The 26,413-nt window shown below is 35.2% G+C and carries 21 protein-coding genes; 9 read left to right on the forward strand and 12 right to left on the reverse strand.

The window, feature by feature from the left end:
- The first annotated feature begins 35 nt into the window (after positions 1 to 35).
- Genes G415_RS0105905 through G415_RS0105935 form a run of 7 tightly spaced genes read left to right on the forward strand, consistent with a single transcriptional unit; the run spans position 36 to position 8,509 of the window.
- Positions 36 to 1,646 carry a methyl-accepting chemotaxis protein gene (locus G415_RS0105905; protein WP_022670699.1) on the forward strand — a complete coding sequence of 537 codons (1,611 nt, stop codon included), beginning with the start codon at positions 36 to 38 and terminating at the stop codon, positions 1,644 to 1,646.
- Positions 1,646 to 4,135, forward strand: coding sequence for an EAL domain-containing protein (locus G415_RS0105910; RefSeq protein ID WP_022670700.1), 2,490 nt, complete (start codon positions 1,646 to 1,648; stop codon positions 4,133 to 4,135). Before G415_RS0105905 ends, G415_RS0105910 begins: the two co-directional genes overlap by 1 nt.
- Positions 4,136 to 4,182: 47 nt before the next feature.
- Entirely contained in the window at positions 4,183 to 4,743 is a 561-nt protein-coding gene (locus tag G415_RS10020; protein ID WP_022670701.1) for an NUDIX hydrolase, read from the forward strand.
- Positions 4,740 to 5,939: a cation:proton antiporter gene (locus tag G415_RS0105920; protein ID WP_022670703.1), complete on the forward strand. Its 1,200-nt coding sequence runs from the start codon at positions 4,740 to 4,742 to the stop codon at positions 5,937 to 5,939. Before G415_RS10020 ends, G415_RS0105920 begins: the two co-directional genes overlap by 4 nt.
- A gap of 41 nt (positions 5,940 to 5,980) precedes the next feature.
- Positions 5,981 to 7,039, forward strand: coding sequence for a hypothetical protein (locus G415_RS0105925; RefSeq protein WP_022670704.1), 1,059 nt, complete (start codon positions 5,981 to 5,983; stop codon positions 7,037 to 7,039).
- A gap of 12 nt (positions 7,040 to 7,051) precedes the next feature.
- Positions 7,052 to 7,420 carry a Rid family detoxifying hydrolase gene (locus G415_RS0105930; RefSeq protein ID WP_022670705.1) on the forward strand — a complete coding sequence of 123 codons (369 nt, stop codon included), beginning with the start codon at positions 7,052 to 7,054 and terminating at the stop codon, positions 7,418 to 7,420.
- A 21-nt stretch (positions 7,421 to 7,441) separates the two neighbouring features.
- The gene (locus tag G415_RS0105935; RefSeq protein ID WP_022670707.1) at positions 7,442 to 8,509 is read left to right on the forward strand and encodes an ATP-binding protein; all 1,068 of its coding nucleotides are present in this window, start codon (positions 7,442 to 7,444) and stop codon (positions 8,507 to 8,509) included.
- A gap of 5 nt (positions 8,510 to 8,514) precedes the next feature.
- Here G415_RS0105935 and G415_RS0105940 read toward each other — a convergent pair whose 3' ends face one another.
- From G415_RS0105940 to G415_RS0105985, 10 genes are all read right to left on the reverse strand, one after another.
- A complete protein-coding gene (locus tag G415_RS0105940; RefSeq protein ID WP_022670708.1) occupies positions 8,515 to 9,327 on the reverse strand; it encodes a DUF4405 domain-containing protein in 813 nt (270 codons plus the stop codon).
- Positions 9,324 to 9,953: a DUF4405 domain-containing protein gene (locus tag G415_RS10025; protein ID WP_022670709.1), complete on the reverse strand. Its 630-nt coding sequence runs from the start codon at positions 9,951 to 9,953 to the stop codon at positions 9,324 to 9,326. Before G415_RS10025 ends, G415_RS0105940 begins: the two co-directional genes overlap by 4 nt.
- Positions 9,954 to 13,031 (reverse strand): efflux RND transporter permease subunit, encoded by a 3,078-nt coding sequence (locus G415_RS0105950; protein WP_022670711.1) that lies wholly within the window; start codon positions 13,029 to 13,031, stop codon positions 9,954 to 9,956.
- Between the two features lie 4 nt (positions 13,032 to 13,035).
- Positions 13,036 to 14,112, reverse strand: a complete 1,077-nt coding sequence (locus G415_RS0105955; protein ID WP_022670712.1) for an efflux RND transporter periplasmic adaptor subunit — start codon at positions 14,110 to 14,112, stop codon at positions 13,036 to 13,038.
- Positions 14,109 to 15,398, reverse strand: coding sequence for a TolC family protein (locus G415_RS0105960; protein WP_022670713.1), 1,290 nt, complete (start codon positions 15,396 to 15,398; stop codon positions 14,109 to 14,111). The genes G415_RS0105955 and G415_RS0105960 overlap by 4 nt, the downstream gene beginning before the upstream one ends.
- Entirely contained in the window at positions 15,395 to 15,994 is a 600-nt protein-coding gene (locus tag G415_RS10755; RefSeq protein WP_022670714.1) for a TetR/AcrR family transcriptional regulator, read from the reverse strand. The genes G415_RS0105960 and G415_RS10755 overlap by 4 nt, the downstream gene beginning before the upstream one ends.
- Positions 15,995 to 16,100: 106 nt before the next feature.
- A complete protein-coding gene (locus G415_RS0105970; RefSeq protein ID WP_022670716.1) occupies positions 16,101 to 17,252 on the reverse strand; it encodes a class I SAM-dependent rRNA methyltransferase in 1,152 nt (383 codons plus the stop codon).
- Positions 17,249 to 18,604: a TolC family protein gene (locus G415_RS0105975; RefSeq protein ID WP_022670717.1), complete on the reverse strand. Its 1,356-nt coding sequence runs from the start codon at positions 18,602 to 18,604 to the stop codon at positions 17,249 to 17,251. Before G415_RS0105975 ends, G415_RS0105970 begins: the two co-directional genes overlap by 4 nt.
- Complete coding sequence (locus G415_RS0105980; protein ID WP_022670718.1) at positions 18,601 to 21,687, reverse strand: efflux RND transporter permease subunit; 3,087 nt, start codon at positions 21,685 to 21,687, stop codon at positions 18,601 to 18,603. Before G415_RS0105980 ends, G415_RS0105975 begins: the two co-directional genes overlap by 4 nt.
- Positions 21,684 to 22,766, reverse strand: a complete 1,083-nt coding sequence (locus G415_RS0105985; protein ID WP_022670719.1) for an efflux RND transporter periplasmic adaptor subunit — start codon at positions 22,764 to 22,766, stop codon at positions 21,684 to 21,686. Before G415_RS0105985 ends, G415_RS0105980 begins: the two co-directional genes overlap by 4 nt.
- A 73-nt stretch (positions 22,767 to 22,839) precedes the next feature.
- Between G415_RS0105985 and cobU the strand changes: the two genes are divergently transcribed.
- Complete coding sequence (gene cobU / locus G415_RS0105990; RefSeq protein ID WP_022670721.1) at positions 22,840 to 23,334, forward strand: bifunctional adenosylcobinamide kinase/adenosylcobinamide-phosphate guanylyltransferase; 495 nt, start codon at positions 22,840 to 22,842, stop codon at positions 23,332 to 23,334.
- Here the strand turns inward: cobU and G415_RS0105995 are convergent.
- Complete coding sequence (locus G415_RS0105995) at positions 23,327 to 24,478, reverse strand: cation diffusion facilitator family transporter (protein WP_022670722.1); 1,152 nt, start codon at positions 24,476 to 24,478, stop codon at positions 23,327 to 23,329. The genes cobU and G415_RS0105995 overlap by 8 nt on opposite strands.
- A 95-nt stretch (positions 24,479 to 24,573) precedes the next feature.
- On the opposite strand from G415_RS0105995, the gene G415_RS0106000 reads away from it, so the two are divergent.
- Positions 24,574 to 24,948 carry a cupin domain-containing protein gene (locus G415_RS0106000; RefSeq protein WP_026939617.1) on the forward strand — a complete coding sequence of 125 codons (375 nt, stop codon included), beginning with the start codon at positions 24,574 to 24,576 and terminating at the stop codon, positions 24,946 to 24,948.
- Between the two features lie 5 nt (positions 24,949 to 24,953).
- On the opposite strand, the gene G415_RS0106005 is transcribed toward G415_RS0106000, so the two are convergent.
- Entirely contained in the window at positions 24,954 to 26,246 is a 1,293-nt protein-coding gene (locus G415_RS0106005) for an ATP-binding protein (RefSeq protein ID WP_022670725.1), read from the reverse strand.
- Positions 26,247 to 26,413 lie beyond the last annotated feature (167 nt).

A 26,413-nucleotide genomic window follows, 5' to 3' on the forward strand; every position in this document is an offset into this window, starting at 1 on the left:
ACGCAAATAAACAAAAAATACTGTAGGAGGTCGCTATGTTAAAGAATGTATCAGTTAAAACCATCATTATCTCGGGGCTATTGTTAATGTTTATAGGTCTCGTTGTATCTGTCATATTTACATCATCGACCATAAATTCAAGCAAACGAATGATTAAACATCTGAAACAACATGACTTTGGACAAATTATGTACTACCATGAACTCGAAAAAAGCTTCGCTAAATTAAAAGAAGCCTTACTTAAAGCTTATGCATTAAACGATGACTACTCGCTAAATAAAGCAAAACAACAGATAAACCAAATAAACAGCATAATTGAAGAATACATATCAAAATATTCAGATTCTTTAACAACTATAGAAAAGGAGAAACTAAGAAATATTGAGAATGATATAGATGCAGAATTTAACCTAACAAAAGAAGAAATCGAAAAAGAGAGAAAAAATCCAGAAACTAAGCTCTCTCACATCGATTTTCTTGATAAAAACAACAGCCTTATAGAGAAACAGATAACAGAACTTGTAAACATAAAACTAAACTCTATGAGCAATTTTATGGATTCGATAAACAGCTCCCTAAACAAATCCCAAACCATAGGAATAATAATTTATGCAATCTTAGGCATTATGATGATTGCAATGTTTATTATTCTTAAAATGTATCTCATAGACCCATTGAATGGAGTCCAAGATGTAATGAGAGAAATAGGGTCAGGTAACCTAAATGTAAGGTTTAAAGTTTGGACAAACAACGAAATAGGCAATCTAAAAAGAGAAATGAATAAAATGATAGAAAACTTGCAAATAATGGTTAAAAATATCAAAGAAGCCACAGAAATAATGGTAAAAGATTCTCAAACCCTCTCAACTGCTGCTTTCGAAGCATCTTCGGCAACCGAAGAAACCACAAGAGGTATGGAAGAGATAAGAACTGCCCTGAACGACACCTCAAAAGCTATAGACGACATAGCAAAAGCTGCAGAAAATGTTACTCATCTCGCAAACAGAATAGCAGAAGTAAACCAAAAGATAATTGAAGACATCGAACACAGAGTCAAAAACATGGAAATCAACGCTAAATTAGCAGAAGAGACAATGAATCAGATAAACATAGTTGGAGAGTCTTCCAAAAACATAGGCAAGATAGTTGATGTTATTAGTGATATTGCAGACCAAACAAATCTTTTAGCTTTGAATGCTGCAATCGAAGCTGCACGAGCAGGAGAAGCTGGTCGTGGTTTTGCCGTTGTTGCAGATGAAGTAAGAAAACTCGCAGAGAAGACTCAAAGCTCAACAGAAGAGATAAGAAGCATGATAGTTAAGATGCAAACAGATGTTGAGAAGTCTATACAAAAGACAAAAGAGACACAAGATAGCATCCTCTCTGAAGCAAAAGCAATACAAGAGAACAAAGAACACATTAACGAAGTTGTAGAGAGAACAAACCAGACAATAGAAGAAATCTCTTCAACTTCTGCAGCTATTGAAGAGATATCTGCAACAGTTGCAGAGATAGATTCGCAGGTTAGAGAAGTTACAGAAGCAGCAAAAGAGAATGCAAAAGCGGCAGAAGATGTAGCAAAGGCAAGCGAAAATCTTAAAGATATTGCGGAAAAAGTGCAAAGTCTGATAAATAAATTTAAGTGATGGAGAAGTTAGGTAAAACATTTATAGACATTATAAATTCCATCTCCATCATAGGTGTATATATCTATCAAGAAGAAGGAAAAATAGTGTTTTCAAATGAAGCATTCGCAAATCTGCTGGGATATGACAAAGATGAAATTTTAAAACTAACAGTATTTGACATACTTTATAAAGACAAGGACTACATAAAAAGCATCATAGAAAAAAGAACAAGGGGTGAAACTTTCACAAAAGAGTACAATGAGTTATTTTACAAAACAAAAAGTGGATTTATAAAACCAACTATAAACTTCGGTTATACCATAACATTTAATGGTAAACCGGCAGGGCTTGTAATAGTTATAGATTCAACGCAACAAAAACTTTTCTCAATCCTTTACGAGAGTCTCGCAAAAATAATGTTCATAGCAACCTCATCGAAGAATGAGAAAGAGTTGATAAAAAAGACAGTTAATACGCTCGTTGAAACCGTAGGGTTTGATCTTGTTGTTGTAGGCAAAATAGACGAAAAGACAAAATTATTCGAACTACATCACATAAAAGCAAAATTAAAAGAGTACGAAGAAATATTTAAACAAATGAAGGTTTCAGCGGACGAAAACATACCCGAAGGTAAAGGTAGTATAGGCGAAGCATACAGAACGAAATCGATTGTCGTAATAAACAACATTTATAAAGACGATAGAATGAAAGCATGGAGAGAACAACAAAAGAAAACAGGCGTTTACGCTGTCTGCTCACTTCCTGTTGGCGATTATATAATGGCTTTATATTCAAGAATCCCAGAAATATTTGACGAACAGCACATAAAACTTATAAAAAACATTCAAACTGCTATCTCCGCAGCTATAAAAAGAATAAATCTTGAAAGATGGAAAAATCTCTTAAATAGCACCATTGAACAGGGGTTTGACCTCGTAATAATCACCGATAAAGAATTAAATATCCTATATCTAAACAGCAACACAGAAAGAATTACAGGGTTTTCAAAAGAAGAGCTCGAAGGCAAAAAGCTTGACTTTCTCCTAACAGAGAAGGTTAAACAAAAACCTATAAACACAATCAATGGTGGTTTCTACAGAGTTGTATTATGCAAAAGAAAAGACGGCACCCAAATTGATATTCTTCTTAACATATCAAAAACCATAGAGGAAGACCAAATATTTTACATAGCCACAGGGAAAGACATAACGGGAAATATAGAGTTGCAAAAAGCTATAGACGAAACACTAAATAAAGACCAAATAATAGGGCTTTTAAATAGAAACGCATTTGTAAAAGCTATAGAAAAATTCATACATAGAGCAAAACACAAAAATTTAATCGGTGCTGTTGTTGTTATAAATCCAATAGAGTTCTCAACAATAAACAAAGCATTGGGATTTAAAAAAGCAAACAGCATACTCAAACAGATAGCTGAAAGACTCATAAATTTCTTGCGTGAATACGACACTGTAGCAAAACTCGAATCAGACAGATTCGGTGTTCTAATAAAAGACATTCAAAGAGAAGAGGACGTGTTTGTTATTGTAAAAAGACTTCTCGATGTGCTTTTTAAACCATATTCAACAGGTTCAAGTAGCATAATTATGGGATTTAACGCAGGAATATCAATGTTTCCATCAGATTCAAAAGATGCGGAAGAGTTGATTGAAAAAGCAGAGATAGCTATTCCTGAAAGCAAAGAAAAATCCGTAAATCTCGGGTTTTACAGAGACTCTCTCAAAGAGAAATTTACAAAAAGGGTTCAGATAGAATCATCATTCCTAAAAGCTTTAGAAAACGACGAGTTCGTGTTCTTCTTACAACCCTATGTAAATGCAAACGATTTAAGCATAGGTGGAGCAGAAGCCTTAATAAGATGGAAGAAAAACGGCAAGATAATATCTCCTATGGAGTTTGTGCCAATACTCGAAGAGATGAAACTAATAAAGGATTTGGAAATTTGGACTGTAAACAAAAAGCTGCCATGTCTTAAAAATATTATAGAAAAAGGAATACCAATAGCTTTAAACATATCTCCTGTAAGTCTAAATGACGACCTGTTTGTAGAAAAGCTGATAAATAGTGTCAAAGAAAACGGCATCAACCCTAAAATGTTGAGAATAGAGATAACCGAAAGGTTGTTTATAGAAAATCTGCAGAAAGCCGCAAAAACATTAAATAAACTTAGAAACAAAGGATTTAAAATAATGGTTGACGACTTCGGAACAGGTTACTCTTCTTTATCATATATTTCAAAATTGCCACTTGATTTCATAAAAATCGATATCTCGTTCACGAGAATTATCTTAAACGATGCAAAAACTCTATCAATAGTAAAAACAATACTATTTATGGCAAAAGAGCTGGGCATAAAAACCGTCGCAGAAGGTGTCGAAACAAAAGAACAGGCAAACTTACTAAAACAGATAGGCTGCGATTATCTGCAAGGTTTCCTATTCTACAAACCCATGCCAGCTGAAGAGTTAGTCAAACTAATACGATAATATATTAACTTTCTTCAATTTTTCTAATTATTTTGATAAAATTAAGCATGTTTAGAAATAAAAAGTGGCTAAAGTCCATCTTCTCTTTAAACATATCAGAAGAAATCTCCAACCAATCCCGCATATCGGCTGTAATTATACCTTTTTTACCAAAAAATGGCGAGTGGTTTCTGATTTTTGAGAAAAAAGCCAAAAGCTTGAGAAAACATGCAGGTCAAATAAGCTTTCCGGGTGGCATAAAAGAGCCGAACGACAAAACCCTTCTACATACTGCAATCAGAGAAACATGTGAAGAGATTGGTATATGTGAAAACGACATAGAGATAATTGGCAACATCGAGCCGACAAAAACATTAACGACGGATTACCTTATCTATCCATTTGTCGGCATAGTAAACAGACAACCACCATACAAAATCAATCCGGACGAAGTCGAGAAACTACTCTTTGTTCCCTTAAACTTTCTCATCGAGCACTATCCTATCAAAAAAGGAAAACTCAACTATAACGGAAAAATCAGGGAAACACCACTTGTTGAATATGAAGGTGAAATCATCTGGGGAGCAACGGCAAGGATTTTAAACAAGCTTTTACCAAAACTGTTATGATAGATTCAATCGCCTTAATCGTTATATTAAGCTTTCTCATTCCAATAGCATCAACAAGACTACTTGGTGGTGCAATACCTTCTGTTGCCTTCGAGATATTTGCAGGTTTTATTATAGGAAACAGCGGACTAAAACTCATAACAACAAATGGCGAAACTATGGAGTTTTTGTCAACCTTTGGGCTTGCGTTTTTAATGTTTTTAGGCGGACTTGAGAGTGATTTAAACTTCAAAAAATTCTCAGGCAAAAGTTTTTTTAACTCTCCAATATTTATAGCGGCACTAATTTTAATACTAACAGCCGTATTCTCATGGTTCTTCTCAAAATTTTTAATATCACAATTTGATTGCGCAAACAGTGTTTTATACCTAACCCTTATATTCTCCACAACTTCTGTGGCAATAGTCTTTCCAACATTAAAATCGAGAAGCGACCTTAAACTCGCATATAAACAGACGCTTCTGTATGCCGCCTTTTTAGCCGACTTTTTAACGCTTACGGCAATATCTATCTTCTCATTCTATAAAGAAAAAGGTGAGCCAATTGCAGAGATACTGCTTCTATTTTCTATCTTCGGCATAGCGTTCCTTATTATTCGATTCTTAAAAAGAGCTCCACAGCATAAAGCTATACACGAGTCTGTCTCTATGCTCAAACATAAATCACATATTCAGTTTGGAATTCGCGGTGCGTTTGCCCTGCTCTTTCTGTTTATGTTTCTTGCAGAAAAGTTTGGCATTGAAGTAATATTGGGAAGTTTCATAGCAGGATTGATTATCTCAAACCTAAACTCAAGAGAAACAAAAGTCTTAAGAATAAAACTCGATGCGCTCGGGTATGGATTCTTCATTCCGTTTTTCTTTATCTATCAAGGAGCAAAAGCTACCTTACCTTTTGATACAAAGATTGGCTTAGAGTTCTTATTAACAATCGTAATTGGTGGCATTCTGATAAAAATTTTAGCATCACTGCCACTAAAGATAAGATTCTCTTTAAAAGACACAATAGCAGGTGGCATACTTTTAAGCGGAAGGTTAAGCTTGATTATTGCTGCAAGCATTATAGGTTTGAAACTGGGTATAATTGACAGAGAAGTAAACTCAGCTATTATCATCCTTGCTGCAATAACATGCATTCTAAGCCCAACGCTCTTTGGCATTATAAAGAAACCCAAAAAACAGAAAAATTTGATATAGTTGAATAAATTTCTTACAATCTTAAAAACAAGGAGGAAAAGATGAAAAAAAGTCTATTAATAAGCATAGCAGCTGCCGCACTTCTAATCATCGTATCCGTTGGTGTATATCTTTATTTGAACGCATCTTTTGAAAAAAAAGCAAAAGAGCAGATAGAAAATTTAACAAAGAATAACAACACAATAAAAAATTTTTATTACAAAAATCTAAAAGCCAATTTATTCTCAAAAAGCATTCAGCTTAAAGGTATAGAATTTGAAGTCGAAAATAAGGGCAACATAACAGGAAAAGTAAAAGTCAAAGAAGTTGTACTCAAAGGAAACCTAAATAACGATTATGAAGCGGAGTTCAAAAATGCAACCTTAATAAATATGAACATAAACGGACCCACTCAACTCATAGGAAAAACCATCTTAACGGCAAAAAATGGCGAGTTTGAATATAAAGACAGAAAGGGTAAAATAAAGTACGAGTTCTCAGTTGAAGATATAAAGTTCAACAAAAATTTCTTTAAAGATTTACAGAACAACAGTAAGCAGGTAAATGAAATCCTGACGGATGTAATAAAAATAGACAACCCTATCGAGATAGAAGGAAAAATCGAAGCAAACAAAAATAAGAAAACATTTAAAGTAAAAAAATACAAAATAGATTGGAAAAATAACTTTTCGTTTGAATACTCCCTAAAGTTCGAAAACATAAACTTCTACAAACTAAAAAAAATTGCAGATGAATTAAATAACAACAAAAACCAAAATCCCTTGGCTGTACTTGAATTTTTCGGGGAGTTGGGAAAAATAAAACCTATAAAAATAGCTTTTGAGATAAAAGATAGCGGACTCAAAGAAAGATTATTTAACTATATAAAAAGCAAAGATAATCAGACAAAAGAGCAAATTATAAATGAACTTGAAAATAAACTGTCAAATTCAGAGTTTAGAGATTTTAAAGATGCAATAATAAACTTTGTAAAAACAGACAACGGTAAAATAAAACTAACCATAGAAAACCCAAATAAATTATCGATAAGCGAGATTATTCAAAATGCAAACTCTTTTAGGGACATACAAGAAGAGCTCAAGATAAAACTCTCAAATTAGGAGGCAAAAAACATGAAAGCCATCCATACGGACAAAGCACCGAAAGCCTTAGGCCCATACTCTCAGGCAGTAGTCGAAGGCAATTTTTGTTTTGTCTCTATGCAACTTCCCATAAACCCAGAAAACGGCCAGATAGACAGTGATATAAAAAATCAGACAAAACAGGTTATAGAGAATGTAAAAAACATTCTTCAGCAGGCTGACTTTAATCTCGAAAATGTTGTAAAGGCAACCCTTTACATAACTGACTTAAACGATTTTGCAACGATAAACGAGATATACGCAGAATACTTCACACATAAACCCGCTCGCTCCTTAGTCGTTCAAGCAGCTATGCCAAAAGGAGCAAGTGTTGCTTTGGATGTTATAGCATGTAAATAAACCCCATAAAAGGAGCATTAAGTGTTCATCAGAACCTTCAGAAATAAAGAATTCATTGATAGAGATAAAGAAATAAAGTTTCTGCTTGAGCGATTCAATGAAGTGCCAGATGAAATTCTCTGGCTTTATGGACCCAAATCCTGTGGCAAAACAACACTCATTGAGTATGTTGTTGAAAAGGAGCTGTTTGAAGATTTTGAGAATCTGAAGCCAAGAGATAACTATTGGGTTAGGTATGTAAACTTAAGAGGGAAACTCATATCAAGCTACGGGACATTCTTTGAGTCTTTCATTAAGTCAGAAGAAGATTATGAAGTTCAAAAAAGTATATCTGCAGGAGTGTCTATTGCAGTAATCACACTTAAAGCAGAAGTCTTAAAACAGGTAAAAGAGAGAAAAAAGGATTTATTTGATGCTCTAATAGATGAACTTTATAAAAAGGTAAAGAAAGAAAATAAAAAACCCATTCTCATTATTGATGAGATTCAGACATTGGAAGAGATTTACATCAATGGAGAAAGAGAGCTCCTAAAAGAGTTTTTAAACTTCTGTGTAAGATTGACAAAAGAGACGCATCTGTCTCATGTTGTAATCCTTTCTTCAAACACAATCTTTATAAACAGGATTTACAACGAAGCAAAACTGAAAGAGACAAGCACATTTTACAAAATCGACCATCTCGATAAAGATACAGTGTTTGAATATTTAGACTACCACAAAATACCAAAAGATAAACAAAACCTAATCTGGGATTATCTCGGTGGAAGCATATACAGACTGCAAAAGTTTTTAAGGGATAAAAATAAGCTTGATTCAATTGAAGAGTATTTAAAAGAGCAAGTAAATCTGGCTTTTAGTGAAATAAAACACATATTTATAATGGAAATGGAAAACGAAGAAATAGATATATTTAAACAGATAGCAAAGACGATAGCAGAAAACGGATTCTATCTTCTAAAAGACAAAGAAGACAAAAAGTTTGTTAAGGTTGTAAGCTCCATGAGCCAGAAAGAGATTCTATTCTTTGACCCTTTAAGCGATAAAATAAAGGGAAACAACCGGCTGTATGAGAAGGCATTTGAAAAATAAAATAGCTATTTTGATATCTCTTTTAGCCTATCCAATAATTCTTTGGGTGTGGTATCAAGCTTTTCAGCTACACTTTTAAGCGTATCATCAGGGTTAATCTCGACTCCCTTCTCCTTTAAATATGCTTTTACTTTTCCAAACTTTATAACACCTTCCGAAGCAAGCTCTTTTATTGTCTTTTTACCAATTCCGAAAGATATAGTTGGTTCATCACTCTTCTTTAGCGCCTTTATCGCAATGTATATGTTCATAGGTGTTGTATTATTTTTCTTTGCTATCTCTTTTAAACTCTCATCTGCCGACTCAACCCTTATTCCTTTCTCGCTAAGAATCTTCATGGCTTCATTTAAATCTATTGACACCCTTTTGCAAAAAACTCTAAGACTTGATTCTTCTGCATGACCGTAAGGTGGTTGATAATCTGGACTCTTTATCCAACTATCCTTCAGATAGGTCTCAAAGTCAAAATAAGATTTAAAAGGTTGAAAATGATACAAACCACCAAGAAAGAAAACAACAGAAACAATCAAGCTAAGCAAAAACTCAAGTCTTGTAAAGCTTATCTTCCTTGCTTTGTTTTTTAGATAATTAACAATGGCATTCCAATTTAGATAAACATGAATAACACCAAATATCAGAAACAAAACCATAAAAGAGACATGAATATCGCTATACTGAGTTTTGGTAAGCCCTAAAAACTTCCAACCAGTCCAATAAGCAACTTTCCCCTGCGGAACAAAAAACAGCACGATTCCAGTAAATGACATAACTATAAAAGAAAACAACATAATTAGAGAAGTAAATCTTCTTAGACTCACTGCTTAGCCCCCTTATTAGAGCCTTCTTTAAACGGTTTTATTATAGCATGTATTTCTGCAGGTGTCGTGTTATTATGTAAGGCTATCTCTTTTAGACTCTCATCTATTGAGTCAACTCTTATACCTTCTTTTTTGAGTGCTTCCAAGGCCTTAGTTAAATCTATGGAAGTCTTTTTACACAACACTTTTAAGCTCGACTCTTCTGCATGACTATAAGGCGGCTGAGATTCCATGCCCTTCAACCATATGCTCTTTATACGAACTTCAAAGTCAAAATACGACTTAAATGGCTGAAATGTGTATATGCTGCCAATAAAAAATAGAGTTATAATACCCAAACTCACGATAAGCTCACTCTTTTTAAAAGATATTTTACCCTTCTTATTCTTCAAATAATTCAAAATAGACTTCCAATTAAGATAGATGTGAATAATCCCAAAAGCCACAAACACAACCATAAATGCCACATGAAGCTTCTCGTATTGAAGCTTGTTAAGTCCCAAAAATCTCCAGTTTATCCAATCTGCAATATCACCCCATGGAACGAGAAATAAAACAATCCCGCTAAAAGACATAATTATAAATGAAAACAGCATAACCAACGACGTAAGTCTTCTTAAGCTCATTTAATTGACATCCTTTCTCTTTTTAGAGTCAAAAATATACGCAAACATTGGGACATAGGCAAGAGTTAAAAATGTTCCAACAATTAAACCACCTACAGCAACATCTGCCAACGGCGAAAGTCTTTCCAATCCAACAGCCCTTTGAAGAGCTATAGGTATCATACCTGCAATAGTTCCAAATGCCGTCATCATAACAGGCCTAAACCTAACTTTAACACTTTCAATGGCACTCTCAAAAGGAGACTCTTTTTTTCTGTAATGCTGATAAAAATCAATAAGCAGAACGGAATTCTTTATGATAATACCAAATAGAAGCAGAAGACCCATTAGCGATGGCATGCAAGAAGGTTTATGAAATATAACCAATGCCCAACTTGCTCCTATCATTGAAAGTGGTAAAACAATAATCATCACAAGAGCCATTCTAACTGACCGATAAACCGCAATAAGTACCATAATAAGCGCTATAACACCTATTAGAATGGCCTTAACCATTCTTTTAAAGCTGTCGTTTAACTGCTTTATGCTTCCCTGTTGAGACACGATGAAGTTCTTTATATCCATGTTTTTCAAGATTCTGTTGCTCTCATCTGTAAGGATACTGATAGGTTTTCTATTCCTAAAGGCGTTCACATCAATACTGTAAAGCAAATTCTCCCTTTCCAGTTTGGCTTGAGTGAACACTCTTTTAAATTTTGCAACTTCATAAAGTGGAATGTAATATCCAGAAGGCGTTTTAATAGGCAAGAGTTTTAAAGATTGTAGGTTTTCGTTGAACTTACCTTCAAGATAAATCCTTACGGGCTGACTATTCATCGATGAGAAATCCCCACTCAGTGATATTATTTTTCCGCCAGTAGGTATCTGCGATATTATGGCAAAAGGCGTAAGACCATAAGTCAAAGCCTTCTGTGTATCTATCTTCAAAACGACTTCTTCAAAATTCTTCTGCCAGCTTAGACTAACAGATGTCAAACCCTTTACACTTTTTATCTCTTTTTCAATCTTTAAAGCTTCAGTATTTAAACCGTAATATGTAGGGCTTTGAACCCTAATATCCAAAGGTGCTTTTATTGTTGATAAAGGTGTTGCTCCGTAATCGTAAACATCGGCACTTTCTATGCCTTCTATAGTGTTAAGTTTATCCCTTATTATACCTTCAATCTGCCATATATTCTTTTTTCTGTGAAACCTATCAACACAGATAACCGTAATAGACGCTTCACTACCCAAATCCCCACTTCCTAAGGACAAAACGCCCGGCTCAGAACCAAAAGCCGCAGAGCTCATCTCAACATATTTCTGTTTATTTAACCACTCAAGAAACGGTTTCAACCTGTTTTCAGCAACAGAAACCGTATCGTTAGGGCTAAATTTCACATGTATTTTAATTATTCCCGTATCCATAGGCGGCATTATATCCCTTCCGACAAGTGGCATAACAACCCTTATGCTAACAGCAAGAACAACCATAACACCCAAAACTATAGCAACCCTTCTCAAAACCCTTTTGCCATTATTGGAAAACTTTAGTATGTTTAGATATGGATTTATGAGCCTTGCAAATGTGTGTTGATAAATCTTCTCAAAAAATCTCTCAAACTTTGTTTTTCCCGTTCCCTTTCTATAAAGATAATAGGAGAGCTTAGGAATAAAGGTTATAGAAAGAAAATAGGAAACAATTAAGGCTATGATAAGCGTTGAAACGAGCGGCCTAAATATCCTTTGTGGATAATCTCCAACAAACATCATAGGAAACAGAACCGTAATTGTTGCAAGTGTTCCTGCAAACACAGGAGCAACGACTTCTTTCGTGCCGTTTTTTATTGCCGTATCCAAATCTTCCTTTAATTCCGTCAAATGTCTCTCTATGTTTTCCAAAACAACAACGGCATCGTCTGTGAGCATTCCCAAAGCCAAGATAATTGCCGTATAGATGATAATGTTGAGCTCGCCTCCTGAAAGCCATATAACAGCCAAAGTAGTGAAAAACACCATAGGAATCGATAAACCTGCAGCAATAATAGCCCTTAAATTGCCAAGAAAAATTAAAAGAACGAAAAGCGTGAAGATAATAGCATCTCTTAAAGCTTCAATCATATTCAAATTTGATGTCTCTATAAGATTTCTTTGCGTATCTGATATCTGAAATTTTATATTGGGATACTCCTTTTCTAAATACTTCATAGCTTTCCTTGCAGCATCACTTGTTGCAAGAACATTTCCACCGGGAGCCCTTTGAATTACCAAAGCTATTGCAGGCTCTCCATTACCCATATACCCACTGAAGCGTTTTTCGTATCCCCACTTAACTTTAGCAATATCTTTGAGATAGACATTTGGAGCAATCATAAGGTTCTTTAGCCTATTGACATTGTCTATCTCCCCATAATATGTCAAAGTAAGAAAGTCGTTTTTACTTTTTAGAAAGCCTATAGGCGCATCCCTATTCAAAGAAGCAATAACACCCATAACTTTATCGAGAGAAAGATTGTATTTTGCTATTTTGTATGGGTCTATCTCTATAATTATGGCACTCTTATAACCACCAAACACTTCAACATTACCTATCTCTTTAAAGCTCAACAGATAAGGTTTTATAAAGTTATCTGCTATCTTCCTTATGTCAGCAAGCGTTATACGACTGTCTTTCGGGCTTAAAGAAATAACATCAACAGGTGCAGTAAAACTTCCTACAGAGTAAACAGAAGGATTTGCGTTTGCCGGCAATTTAGACCTAACCCTTGCTATGGCGTTGGATACATCAACTAATGCCCCTCTCAAACCTTTTTTATACTCAAAAACAACCTTAACAATAGAAAAGTTCGCAGCATTTATACTGCTTATCTGCCTTACATAACTTATTTTTGACACTTCTTCTTCTATTGGTTTTGAAACCATACTTGCAGCTGTTTGAGCTGTTGCACCAGGAATTTTAGTAACTATAACAACCTGCGGTCTTTCTGCATCAGGAAACAGATTCTTGGGCAACTCTTTATACCCTATAATACCCAAAACAAAAAACAAAGCAATTATACTAAACAGCAGATAGGGTCTTTTGTAAAAATATTCAAACATGCTCTTACTCCTTCACAACTTTAACGCCACCAAGAAGTCTTACAAAAATATCGGGTTTTGCCACTATAAGCTGCTTCCCAACGATAGAAGTATCACTTACTGCTAAACCTTCTTCTCCGCTTGCTAAAATGTGCACAGGCTTAGGTATAGCTCTGTCATTTTTAAAGATAAATACAATATTCTTGCCATTATCATTTAAAACAGCATCAAAAGGCAATTTTACAGCTTTGCCTTTAAACACCACGACTGATACCTTGACTTTTGAACCTGCGGCAAGGTTTGTATCAATATTGGCTTTATACTCATCAAGCCCGTTGAATGTGCTATTTAAAGCAAATAATTCATAAAACTTGCCGTCAAAAATAACACCTTTTGGCTTTATATCCGAAGGAAGCATGACCATAAGATATTTGCCTTTATTGGAACTGACTTCAACGATAGGTCTTGATGGCAGAACCATATCACCAACATTTAAAAACTTCTTACTTATAACACCATCAATTGGGGATTTTAAAACAGCATAACTTAAAAGATTTTTAAGCTCTCTAATGCTATTTCTCACACCCTTAATCTCAGATTTTATTGATGCTATGTTCGATTTAAGTAATGCTATTTGACTTTCTTCCTTTTGATACTGCTCAATTGAGACACCTTTAACCTTCAAAAGCTGCCTGCTTCTGTTGTGGCTTAGAATTGCGTTCTTTAGACTAATTTCAGCAGAGTTAAGTTTTGACTTCAATGATTTAAGCTTAGAATATGCAGAGTTTAATTTAGATTTAACAGATGTTGCATCTATTTTTGCAACAATATCTCCCTTTTTCACCCTATCGCCTAAATTTTTAACATAAAGCACTCTTCCTGCCAAATTCGTCGTTATATTCACATTGGCAGAGCTTTGAATAATGCCTAAACCCGTTAATGTTAAATAGAAACTGCTCTTCTTGGGTGTTATCGTTTTAACAACGACAGGATAAATCTTTGGCGGCTTTAAACTCTCAAGCTCCTTTTTTCTTAATCTAACAAGAAATGCCAACGACACAACAAGCAAAACAACAACCGTTATTACGACAAATCTTCTCATTTGACCAACTCCTTCAAATCATTTCCAAAGATAACTGCAAGTTCAGATATTATCTCCCATCTTCTCATTTTCAATTCATATAAATTGGCCTTAGCATTCAAAAAATCGCTAACATACTTAAGATAATCTTCTTCTGTCATTCTTCCGATTCTAAAGGCAACTTCAGCGTAATTAAGCATCCTCTTTTTATCTTTAACATCCTTATATGCAAGTTTTATAGAGCTGTTTAGAATAGTAAGATTTTTCTTAAGTTCCTTACTTTTGCTTGCAAGTTCTAACGATACCTGTTCTAATTCGAACTTCGTTTTCAAATAGTCCGACTTTGCCATCTCTATATCGGTATATAAAGGTTTATCAAATATAGGAATACTTACAAATACACCTATGCTTCCGTAATTTCTAACAACTGGGTCGTTTGTATTATAGCTTCTTCCGAACTTTCTAAACACCTTACCTGAAAGATAAACCTTCGGTAAAAGTTCAGACTCCTTAGCTCTAATGGCATACCTTTTGGCTTCAAGCTGATATTGAAGTGGTTTGATTGGTAAAAATTCACCACCTTTAGGTTTTTTAACGAGTTGCATTTTTACAGGTTCTGTGAGTTTTATTCCCGTCAATGTGTATATAGCTGACAAAACCTGATTTTTAGAAGTTTCAATGCTATTTACCTTTATTCTTATTGAGCTTATGGCAGATTCTATCTTTAAAACGGAAACTGGTGCTGCTCTTCCGTTTTTTACTGCAACATTTAGTATCTTAAGTTGTTTTTTTAGTCTCTCTTTTTCAGCGTCTAAAGCTTTCTTTAGATTCTCTAAATACTCCAATTTGGCATTTAAAACCACGATACTTGCTTCATTTCTTATAAACTCAAGCTTCTTTCTCTCAGCAGCACTCTTCTTCATTTCTAAAGCCTTCTTAGAAATCTCAAACAAAGGAAACATTAGTATAGGAAACTTAACTTCAACGCCTATCTGGGTTATATTCTTGCTAAATGGATAAGAACCAGAACTGTGGGCAATCTCAGAACTCTCCGTTGGCGTCATTGGTCTTAAACTCGTTGGCGAGTTGTAATGCTCCCATCCTGCAATACCGTATATCGAAGGATAAAAATTGTCAGTGGCTCTTTTATATCCTATATTTGCCTGTTTAACCATTAAAGAGTTAATTCTACTTATAGGTTGTCTCTTTAAAGCGTTAAATAAAACCTGTATGTTAATGGAATAAGCATAAGAAGAAAAAACTCCAAAAAATAAACCGCACAACAAAACTACTTTTAATTTTTTCACTTTCTCAATCCCCTCAAAATTAATTCACACAATTCATTGATATCTCTATCCCTATCACTGAGAAAAGAAGGTAATCTACTTACTTCATTCTTAAAGTTCATCCTCATATCGGCAGAACAGATATAAAAACTAATGGCTCCTATTACAGAAAAATGAACCATTTTTGTGTCAACTTTTTTAAAAACTCCACTTTTAAAACCATCTTCCAAAATACTCTCAAGAATTTTCAATATATCGACAAAAACACCTATTAAATTATCAGACAAATGCTCACCGCCAGATGCAACTTCCCTCATTAGAATCCTTAAAAAAGATTCGTCGTTTTTAGCATGTCTATAAAACGAATTTATATAGGTTTTTATTGAGTTTTCAGGGTCTTTAGAATCTCTTATACCATTTTCTAAATCTTTTAAAACTCTAAGTATGGAATCCTCAACTGACGCTTGATACAGCTCTTCCTTCCCCTTAAAATAGTAATATATAGTCGCTTTGTTGACATGTGCCTTAGATGCTATCTCGTCAACACATGTTCCATCGTATCCTTTAGTGGCAAATAGCCTTCTGGCCGTCTTGATAATTAGCTCTCTCTTACTCATTCAAAACTCCAACTAACCAGTTAGTATAATAATTTTTGCAAACTGTCAAGCAAAAAATAAATTTTAGCAAATACATCAAACGACAGTTTGAAGACTAAGCAACTGACTATTGCACAATATCAAATTTTCTCACAAGCAAACCTGTAAGATAAAGAGAAGTCGGTATGTTAACAAGATAGGGATGATCTATATCCTGTTTTAAAAACTCGACAACTTCAAGCTCAGTGGACTTCTCAGAAGAAACACTCAAACACAAATCCAAAAGCTCCTTGAATCCAACAGCAAAAGAGCAGCTAAAAACGGCAAGATAACCGCCACTTTTTAATCTATCAATACCGTTTGCTATCAAATACTTATAGCCCTTCATGGCTCCTTTTACCGAGTTTCTATTCTTTGCAAAAGCAGGCGGATCAATAATTATCAAATCGTAATCTTCTTTCTCATCTTTTAAAAAATCAAAAGCATCGTAATTTACAATCTCATAATTTCTAAGTCCATTCATCTCTGCGTTTTTCTCTATAAGCTTGCAATTCTCTTTGGATATTTCAACAAACTTCACAAACTTAGCTTTAGAATAGACACCAAAGCCGCCAGAACTTGCAAACATATCAAGAACACGCTCTACTTTTAGACTTCCTACAATGCTTCTGTTCTTTCTCTGGTCAAGATAAAAACCCGTCTTTTGCCCTTTTTTCAAGTTAGTAATAAACCTAAAGCCGTTTTCAACAACGATAAACTCATCGTCAACATCTCCAAACAACAGGGCATCTTCAACCTTTAACCCTTCTTTCTCTCTTATGTTATTCGATTTCTCAAATATGCCCTTAGGATTGAGCACTCTCTTTAAGATATCAACAATCCTGCCCTTTAACCTATCAACACCAGCTGTATCAAAAGAACAGACAAGATTGTCGCCGTACATATCAACAACAAGTCCACTTAATCCATCAGCATCCGAATGAAACAGTCTCAATGAGTCCGTTATCTCTTTTAGTCCTTCTCTTCTTTTAACTGCTCTGTCTATTGCATGCTCAAGATAAACATCTATATCAAAATCAGCTTCAAAACTTATAACCCTTGCTCTTATTTTGCTTTTTGGATTAAAAAATGCAAAAGCCAAAGGTTTATCTTTATAAAACAGCCGAACTATTTCGCCCGGTTTTGTATCTTCTTCTCTTTCTATCTCAAGATTGTAAATCCAGGTTTGCCTTTTTTTGAGTTTCTCAAAGCCCTTCCTGTTGACAAAAACCCGTCTCACCAACCACCACCAAGAGCCTTATAAAGCTCAACTTCGGCTTTTAAATAATCGCTCTTTGCGTTTAAAAGCCCAATAGAATGCTCTATGCACAAATTCTTACTTTTCAAAAGAGAGACAATATCTTCCAAGCCGTTCTCGTATCTCTTCTTGCTGTTTTCATAAATCGAGCATGCATCATTTTTTGAAACAGTCGCACTGTTTAGTTTTGATTTAAGTGTTGAGATACTGCTTAGGTCAACATATATCTCTCTAAATGCGTTTTTAACTGTTTTTACATAGTTCAAAAGAGCCTGCTTTCTCAAAGAATCAGCCTGTTTTATCTGATTTTCTATTCTGCCAAACTCGAAAATAGGCATAAGGGCATTCAAAAATATATCCCAAAGCCTTGTATTTGGCATAACCCACTCTCTAAACTTATTACTCTCATACCCACCTTCAACGGTTAGATTAAACGAAGGCAGAAGTTTTGCCTTCTGAGAGCTAAGATTAAACTCTGAAGCTTTAAGATTATTCAAAGCAACTTGAATATCAGGCCTTTTTTTAATGACTTCTGAAGGCATAAACGACGGTATTTCAATAGGCTCTGGAAGAGTGCAAGAGAATGTCTTTGATGAGAAGATATCCTTAGGCTGGCTGCCAATTAGAAACTCAAGCGTGGCTCTATCCTGTTTAAACTTCTCTTTAAGCGAATCTATCGTGGTCTTGAGCTTTAAAAGAGTTATCTGAGCATTTTTCACATCGTCAACTGAAGCAAGGCCTATCTCGTATTTTTTTCTTGTCAAATCAAGAATCTTACGAGTATTACTCAACATCTTCTCATAAAGCTTAAGACTCATGCCTGTTGAACACAAATCAAAGTAAGTCTCAGCAACCTGACTAATAAGATTGAGTTTTATCTCCTTTGCATACTCCTTTTGAGCAAGCAACTTATACAATTGAGACTTTCTTGCACTGTTTAGCTTTCCAAACAGGTCTGGCTCAAATGTTATGCTGCCTTTTAGGTTATAATCGTCTGTTGGCTTTGCGTAAGGATACAGTCTTTTTGATTTCTGAGCCCTTCCCATTGATGCAGAAGCATCTACGGAAGGAAGCATGTTTGCCTTTGATATACCGTATTCTGCCTTAAGCTGTTTTATCTTTTCAAACGCTATCAAAAGGTCTGAGTTGTTTTTTAAAGCCTTATTTACAAAATAGACCAATCTTTTATCATTGAACTTTTCCCACCAGTTGGCATCTATAAAAGTATCTCCTTTTTGGGCTTTTGGAAGCTGTAAGTTTGGTTTAACAGATGCCGTCTTAATAGAACAGCTATACAAAAAAACAGCCAAAACAAAAACAATAAGCCTTTTCATTTTATACCCTTAAGTCTCATTATCAGATAGTAAAGCGTTGGTATAAACAGAACACCAATTATAGTTGCAACAATCATGCCAGACACAACCGTTATACCTATGATATGCCGTGCCATAGCACCTGCGCCGCTGCTTACAATCAAAGAAAATGAACCTGCAATGAAGGCAACAGAAGTCATAATAATAGGCCTAAACCTTATCCTTGATGCTTCTATAGTGGCATCAACAAGATTCATTCTTTTTCTTCTCTCTTCTGCAAACTCGACAATCAGAATGGCGTTTTTGGCTGCAAGTCCTATAAGCGTAATAATTCCAACCTGCATGTATATATCGTTTTCAAGGTGGAGTAAAAAGAGACCCAAAACCGCACCGAGAATGCCAAATGGAACGGTAAGCAGAATAGCAATAGGAGAAAGCCAACTCTCATAAAGCGCAACCAAAATCAAAAACACAAAAACAAGAGAGAACAGATACGCTATATTGCCTTTTTTCTGTGCAATCTTCTCTTCAAGCGAACTTCCAGACCACTGCAGCGTATATCCTTCTGGTAAGTATTTTTTTGCAAGCTTCTGGATTTCGCTCATTGCATCACCTGTCGTAAAACCCGGCTTCGGCTGACCCATAATCTTCGCAGACTCAAACAGATTGAACCTTTGAAGCGTCGTTGCCGTTGTTGTTCTTTCTATCTTTATTAAACTACTTACAGGCACAAGATAACCATTTTTTGACCTGATATAAACATAATCGTAATCCGAAGGAGAAACCCTAAACCCTTCAAGCCCTTCGATATTTACATGAAATGTCCTACCATAAAGGTTTATGTCGTTCACATAGGTTTTACCAAAAATCATAGAGAGAGTATTATAAACATCATCAACAGAAACACCCAAAGCGTAAGCTTTTCTTCTGTCAACGGTTATCTTAAATGACGGAGTGTTGGCCTGCAGCGTCGTTCTAACACCCATCAAAACAGGGTCTCTATTTGCTTCCCTTATAAACTTCTCCACGCTGCTTGAAAACTTCTCCAACGGGTCGCCATTCCTGTTTTGTATATACCCTTCAAACCCACCTGTTATGCTCATTCCCATTATCGGCGGTGGGTTGAATATAAACACCATCGCATCTCTGTTTTGCATATATTGAAACATAAGCATATGAGCCAAGTATATTGTGCTTAATTTAAAACCCTTTCTTTTACTCCAATCTGTAAGCTTGACAAATGTTATGGCAGCATTGGGCTGAATGCCAAAACTGGCAAAGTCAAGCCCAACAATTGACAGTTCGCTTTCCACATACGGCTTTTTCATTAAAGATTTATCTATTTTTGCAACCGTTGTCTCTGTTCTTTTTAGATTCGTCCCGGGCATCATATATGTCATAACAAACAGATAACCCTTATCTTCAGGCGGAACAAGAGCTGTTGGAAGCTGTCGCCATATGAAGAATATCACAGCAATAACGCCAGCATAGAATACAAGGTTTATCAGAGCTATCTTGAGCATAAACCTAACTGTCTTTGTAAACTTACCAGTAAGCCAGTCAAAGAAGCGCTGAAACCAAGCTATAACCTTTGATGGTTTTATCTCACCCTTCAAGAATACAACACACAAAGCAGGTGTAAGCGTAAGGGCAACAATACCCGACAAAAACATCGATATGGAAAGTGTAATGGCAAACTGCTGAAACATCTTACCAGAAAAACCGCCGATAAAAGCAGCAGGAATAAAAACAGCAGAAAGCACAAGCACAATAGCTATAATTGGTGCTGTAATCTCATTCATAGCTTCAATAGCCGCTTCTTTGATGGGCAAATTCTTTTCCCGAATAACCCTTTCTATGTTCTCTATAACGATTATCGCATCATCAACGACAAGACCAATCGCCAAAACCAAGCCAAACAGAGTAAGCAAATTGATAGAAAAACCGAACAGATAAAATCCTGCAAATGTTCCAACAATCGAGACGGGTATAGCAAGAACAGGAATTATTGTCGCCCTTAGATTACCCAAAAATAGATAGACAACAACAATAACAAGAATCAACGCCACAATGAGCGTATGTATAACTTCATTTATTGAAGCCTTAATAAACTTCGTTGGGTCGTAAGCCGTGTAATACACGATATCCTTAGGAAAATCCTTTGAAAGTCTTTTCATCTCTTCATCAACAGCCTTTGAGACGGCAAGTGCATTAGCACCGGGCGAAGCAAATATAGCTACTGGAACGGCGGGTTTTGAGTTATAAAATGAATCAACGGCATAGCTTTCGGCTCCAAGCTCAATCTTTGCCACATCTTTAAGCCTTAAAACAGCTCCATCCTTCAAGCTTTTAAGAATGATATTCTCAAACTGTTTTACACTCTTCAATCTTCCACTACCCTGAACAATGTATGTAAAGGCATACTTATCCGATGTCGGCTGGTTGGCTATGCTACCTGCTGAAAACTCTTCGTTTTGAGACTCTATGGCTTTATAAATATCCTGCGGTGTCAGAGAGTATTTTGCAAGTTTATCCGGGTATAACCAGACCCTTATGGAATAAAGTTTGCTTCCAAAGATTATTGCATCACCAACACCCTTAACCCTTTTTAGTGCATCAAGCACATTGATATTGAGATAGTTTGTCAAATTCACTATATCCCTATTACCATTACTGCAAAAGGCATAGACTTTGAGTATATCAGGAGAACGCTCTCTTACTTCTATGCCCAACCGCCTAACCTTCTCAGGTAGCTTACTTAGAACATTCTGAACCCTATTTGATACATCTATTTTGGCTATCTCTGGGTCTGTTCCAACCTTAAAATAAACACTAATTGACAAAGAACCATAAGAAGCCGTCGATTGTATGTAAAGCATATTTTTAACACCGTTGATTGCTTCTTCCAATGGTGCTGCAACGGTTTTTAGAATTGTCTGTGCATCAGCTCCGGGATAATAGGCACTAACCGTAACGCGCGGCGGTGTAAGTTTTGGATACTCTTCAACGGGCAGGTTGTATATAGCCAAAATTCCAGCAATAACGATAATTAAAGCTATTACAGTGGCAAATCTTGGTCTGTTGATAAAGAACTTTGATATCATCTATTTACAATCTTCCCTATTTTTATCTTCATCTTGGGTCTTATCTTCATAAGATTGTCATAAGCAACTAAATCACTACTTTTTAGACCCTTTACTATAAAAAAACCATCCTTTTGAGCGACTATCTTTATGGGTTTTGGTATAACAACATTATCTTTAATAAGATAAACCATAGGAAAATGCTCTGTCTGTATAACGACACTCTGCGGAATCTTGGCGACTTCTCTATAATAGACATCTCCAAGCATAACCCTTACAAACTGATTAGGCATAAGCTTTAAATCATTATTATCGAAGATAGCCTTAGCCTTAACTGTTGATGTATCAGGGTCAATAACCTTATCAACAAAACAGAGCTTACCCACGATTTTTCCTTTAGGCAAAAGATAAACCCTTATGCCATTTTTAATATCATCTCTGTATTTCAAAAACTGCTCATCGGGTATAGAAAACTCCGCATATATGGGCTTAATCTTATCAATTTCTACCAACGCATCACCAACCTTCACATAGTTGCCAACATCTATAAGCTTCTCTCTAACATATCCACTGATAGGAGCTTTAACCTTTGTGTATGATAGCCTTATCTTCGCATCTTCAAGCTGAGCTTTTACAACTTCAACATTTGCCTTTGCCTGTTGATATCCGAAGAAGGCATCATCTCTTTTCTGAGCACTAACAAGATTCTCTTTAAAAGACTTCTCTATCCTAAGATAATTAGACTTTGCATTCTCAAGTTTGGCTTTTGCAAGCTTCAGCTGAGCAAATAACGAATCAACCTTAGCCTTGTATAAAGCAGGGTCTATAACAAACAGCACTTCACCCTTTTTAACGAAGCTACCTTCCCTAAAGAGCCTTTTAACTATCGTTCCGTCCACTTTAGCCCTTACAACACAACTATCGACACTTTTAAGCCTTGCAGGGAATATGGGATTTACTTCTATCTTATCTTTAACTTCAACTTTATACACATCAATAGTTGGAGTGAACTTAAAGTGTCTATTTTTTGGTGCTGCAAAAGACACAGTTGCAATTGCAACAATCAACAGGCAAATCAAGAAATCTTTAACTCTTCTCATCTCACTTCACCTTTTCTTTTGTTGAATTTTGTTATACAATTTAAATTAAATAAAGTCAACGAAAGGAAAGCAGATGATTACTCTGATAACAGGCGGTGTAAAATCTGGCAAAAGCAGGTTTGCCTTAAAACTCACAGAAAACAAAAAAGATAAATTCTTCATAGCAACAGCAGAACCGATAGATGACGAGATGAAAGCAAAGATAGAAAAGCACAAATTAGAGCGTAAGGGAGAATTTACAACAATAGAAGAGCCAATCTATCTTGCCAAAGCCATCTCAAACATTCAAAATGCTCAAGTTTGTATAATAGACTGTCTGAATATCTGGGTTAACAACCTTCTGTATTACGACAAATTAGACCAGATAGAAGAGCTTTTAAAACTATTAAAAAATTTCGTAAAGTTTGAGCTTATCTTTGTAAGCAACGAAGTGGGAATGGGGCTTCTGCCTGCAGATAAGCTGTCTCGACACTTCGTAAATCTTTTGGGAAATTTAAATCAGCAGATAGCAGCTATGTCTGATGCTGTGTATTTTATGGTTAGCGGATTGCCTTTAAAAATCAAATAGACTCTCTTACCCTTATTCCTAAACTTTCAAACAACTCAACTCTGTCTCTATTCTGCCCAACAGGAGAAAAAACAATCTCATCAACGCCCTTCTTAATAAGCCAGGATATCAATCGTATGGAATGACCTCTTCTCTCTTCATAGAAAGGATTTTCATATTCAATAACAGACAACAACTCACCTTCAACAGATTTTTCTTCTATTCTTATTCTGGCAACATCTCTTAGTCTCTCTGCTATATTTCCGTTTTCATCGAGCAGAAATGCGGTCTTTATTGTCGACTTTTTTGCCGGTTCGTAATGAATGGTTATAAACTGTAGGTTTTCTATCTCTCTTTTCAAATCATTCTCTATTTCTTCAACAAGGTCATGGGCTCTACTCATGTTTTTCTCATCGATTTTTATCGTTATATCGGCAACATAGATGCTGCCGGCTTTCCTTATAAAAACAAAATCTACGCTTTCAACTTTCGGATGAGAGACAATAATTTTCTTAGCTTTTTCTATAAGTTCCACATCAACGGAAGCATCAAGCAAGGTTAAAACAGCATCCTTCACTATCTCAAAGGCCTCTTTGTAAATTGCAAGGACAATAATCACAACTGCAACCTGTTGAGCATAGGGAACCTTAAAATAACTCATAACAATACCGATTATTGCCACAACCGTTGTTCCTGCATCGCCTATCCACTCCATAACATCAGCATTGACACCAGGAGAATTTAGTTTCTTTGCAGACCTTAACTCAAAATAGATAAAAACCACCTGAGCAATTAAAACAGCAACCAAAAATGGAATAGTTATATAAATATTAACTTTAACAAACGGATTCGAATGAAATATAACAGATTCAACAATTTCATAACCCACATAAAATATAGCTAAACCACCAAAAAGGGCAGCTAAATCTTCAAGCTTATGCATACCCAAAGGGAATCTTTTACTCTTCCTGCCCGAAAGCTTAACCGAAGCATAAATAAGAGAAGAAACAATAACATCTGATACGCTATGAATTCCATCTGCTATAATAACAGGAGTATTCGTAAAGACACCTACGCACAGTTTTCCAACGGCCATTACAATGTTCAGAAGTGTAGATGCTATGAGCCAGAACTCTTTTGCTTTTTGCAGATTTTTCTCTTCCATGCAGAAGATAATAATACTTTTTTCTCATGAGTCAACTTTTTAAACTTATGTTCAAAACAGGTTGACTAAATTCCTTCCTGTTGATATTTTAAGGTATGAATATGAATAAAAAGAATCGTGTCTCTTATGAAAATGTAAAACCATACACAACAAAGGATGGCTCAATCATAAGGGAATTGATACATCCCAATCATATGAAAGTAAAAAATATAAGTCTTGCGGAAGCCATAGTAAAACCGAACGAAGAGACTTTTTTACATATTCACAAAACTTCAGAAGAGATTTACCACATAACAGAAGGCAAAGGCGTCATGCAGCTTGGAGATAAAACCTTTGAAGTCAAAAAAGGCGATTCTATACTTATTCCGCCAAAAACACCACACAAAATCAAGAATAATTCACAAGAAGAACTAAAAATACTCTGCATCTGTTCGCCACCCTACTCTCACGAAGACACAGAGCTATTATAACTATATCAACCTACAAGATTCACAAACCTATAAGCCGGAATAACCTTGATTCTCACACCTTCTTCAACAATCTCTTCTTCATCATCAAAGGTTACAATAAACCCTTCTTTAAGATTAAAGTATTTACAACACTCTATAAGCCCTTCAATTTCCCTTTTTCTTGTTGCTTCTGATGAGAACTCATAGCAGACCTGAATGGCCATTCTTTCATCAACAACAAAATCACACTCTCTTTTGCCTTTAAAGAATTTTATACTGTTATATTTTGTTTTAAGCTCATGCCAGATTAAGTTTTCAAGCAATGCTCCACGGCTGGTCTCACCAAATGAGCGTATGGCATTCAAAAGGCCATTATCCACAAAGTAAACTTTCTTCTCTGAAAGCTCAGATTTTAAAACAGAGTGATGATGTTTCTTAACGAGTCCTATCAAAAATGAAGTCTCCATATAATACAGATAGTTATACAAAGTATTTTTGCTTACCTTTATGCCTTGAGACTTAAGCTCATTGTAAATCTTATTTGTAGAAAAGCTGCTTGTTATGTTTTCTGCAACCCTTTTTATGAAGTATTTCAAGACAAAAGGCTCTTTTATGCTATATCTTTCCACTATATCCCTATATATCATAACATTAAAATACTCCTGCAGAGCAAGAAGTTTTAGCTCTTTTCTCATTAACGGAATCTCTGGAAAACCGCCGTATACAAGAAACTCGTTGAATAGCTTGATTAATTTTGCTTTTTTGTTTGTATCGTATATATCCACATTAAAATCAAACTTGAAGTCTTTAAACCTTAAAAACTCTTCAAATGTTAAAGGGCTGACTTCGTATGTTAAAGTTCTTCCCCTTAGGGATGTTGCAATCTCATCACCAAGCAGTTTGGAATTTGAGCCGGTTATAAAGATGTTCTTTGTTATAGTTTCGTATACCCTTCTTACAAATCTCTCCCAACCGTTTACATTTTGAATCTCATCGAAGAAAAGATATATATCCTTTAAATCTATATCAGGATATAGCTCTGAGTATGCCTGAAGCAATAGATTTAAATCTTCCTTTGTTAAATCCATTCTCTCATCTTCAAAATTGATGTAAACACATCTTCTTTTGTCTATTCCATCACTTATCAGCTCACTTATTGTTCTAAAAAGCAGGTAAGTCTTTCCAGCTCTCCTTGAGCCTATAACAGATACAATCTTATTAGAATCCACAGGTAGTTTTATGTTTCTCTCAATAACTGATGGCAAATTCCAGGAGTGAAACTCTACTATGATTGATTTTAAAACTTCTTTCTTTTTCATAGGGAAATATTATTAAATATTGTTATCTTTTGTTTGTAAGGAAAAATATAAGTCCTCTTTAAAATTTATAAAACATAGATCATTTCTAAATAAACTGCGTTGACAAATGATAATTAACCTTGACAACCAAATAAATAAGTGGTATATGAGCAAACGGTAAACAAAGA

The sequence above is a fragment of the Hippea alviniae EP5-r genome, assembly GCF_000420385.1.
Taxonomy (GTDB): Bacteria; Campylobacterota_A; Desulfurellia; order Desulfurellales; family Hippeaceae; genus Hippea; species Hippea alviniae.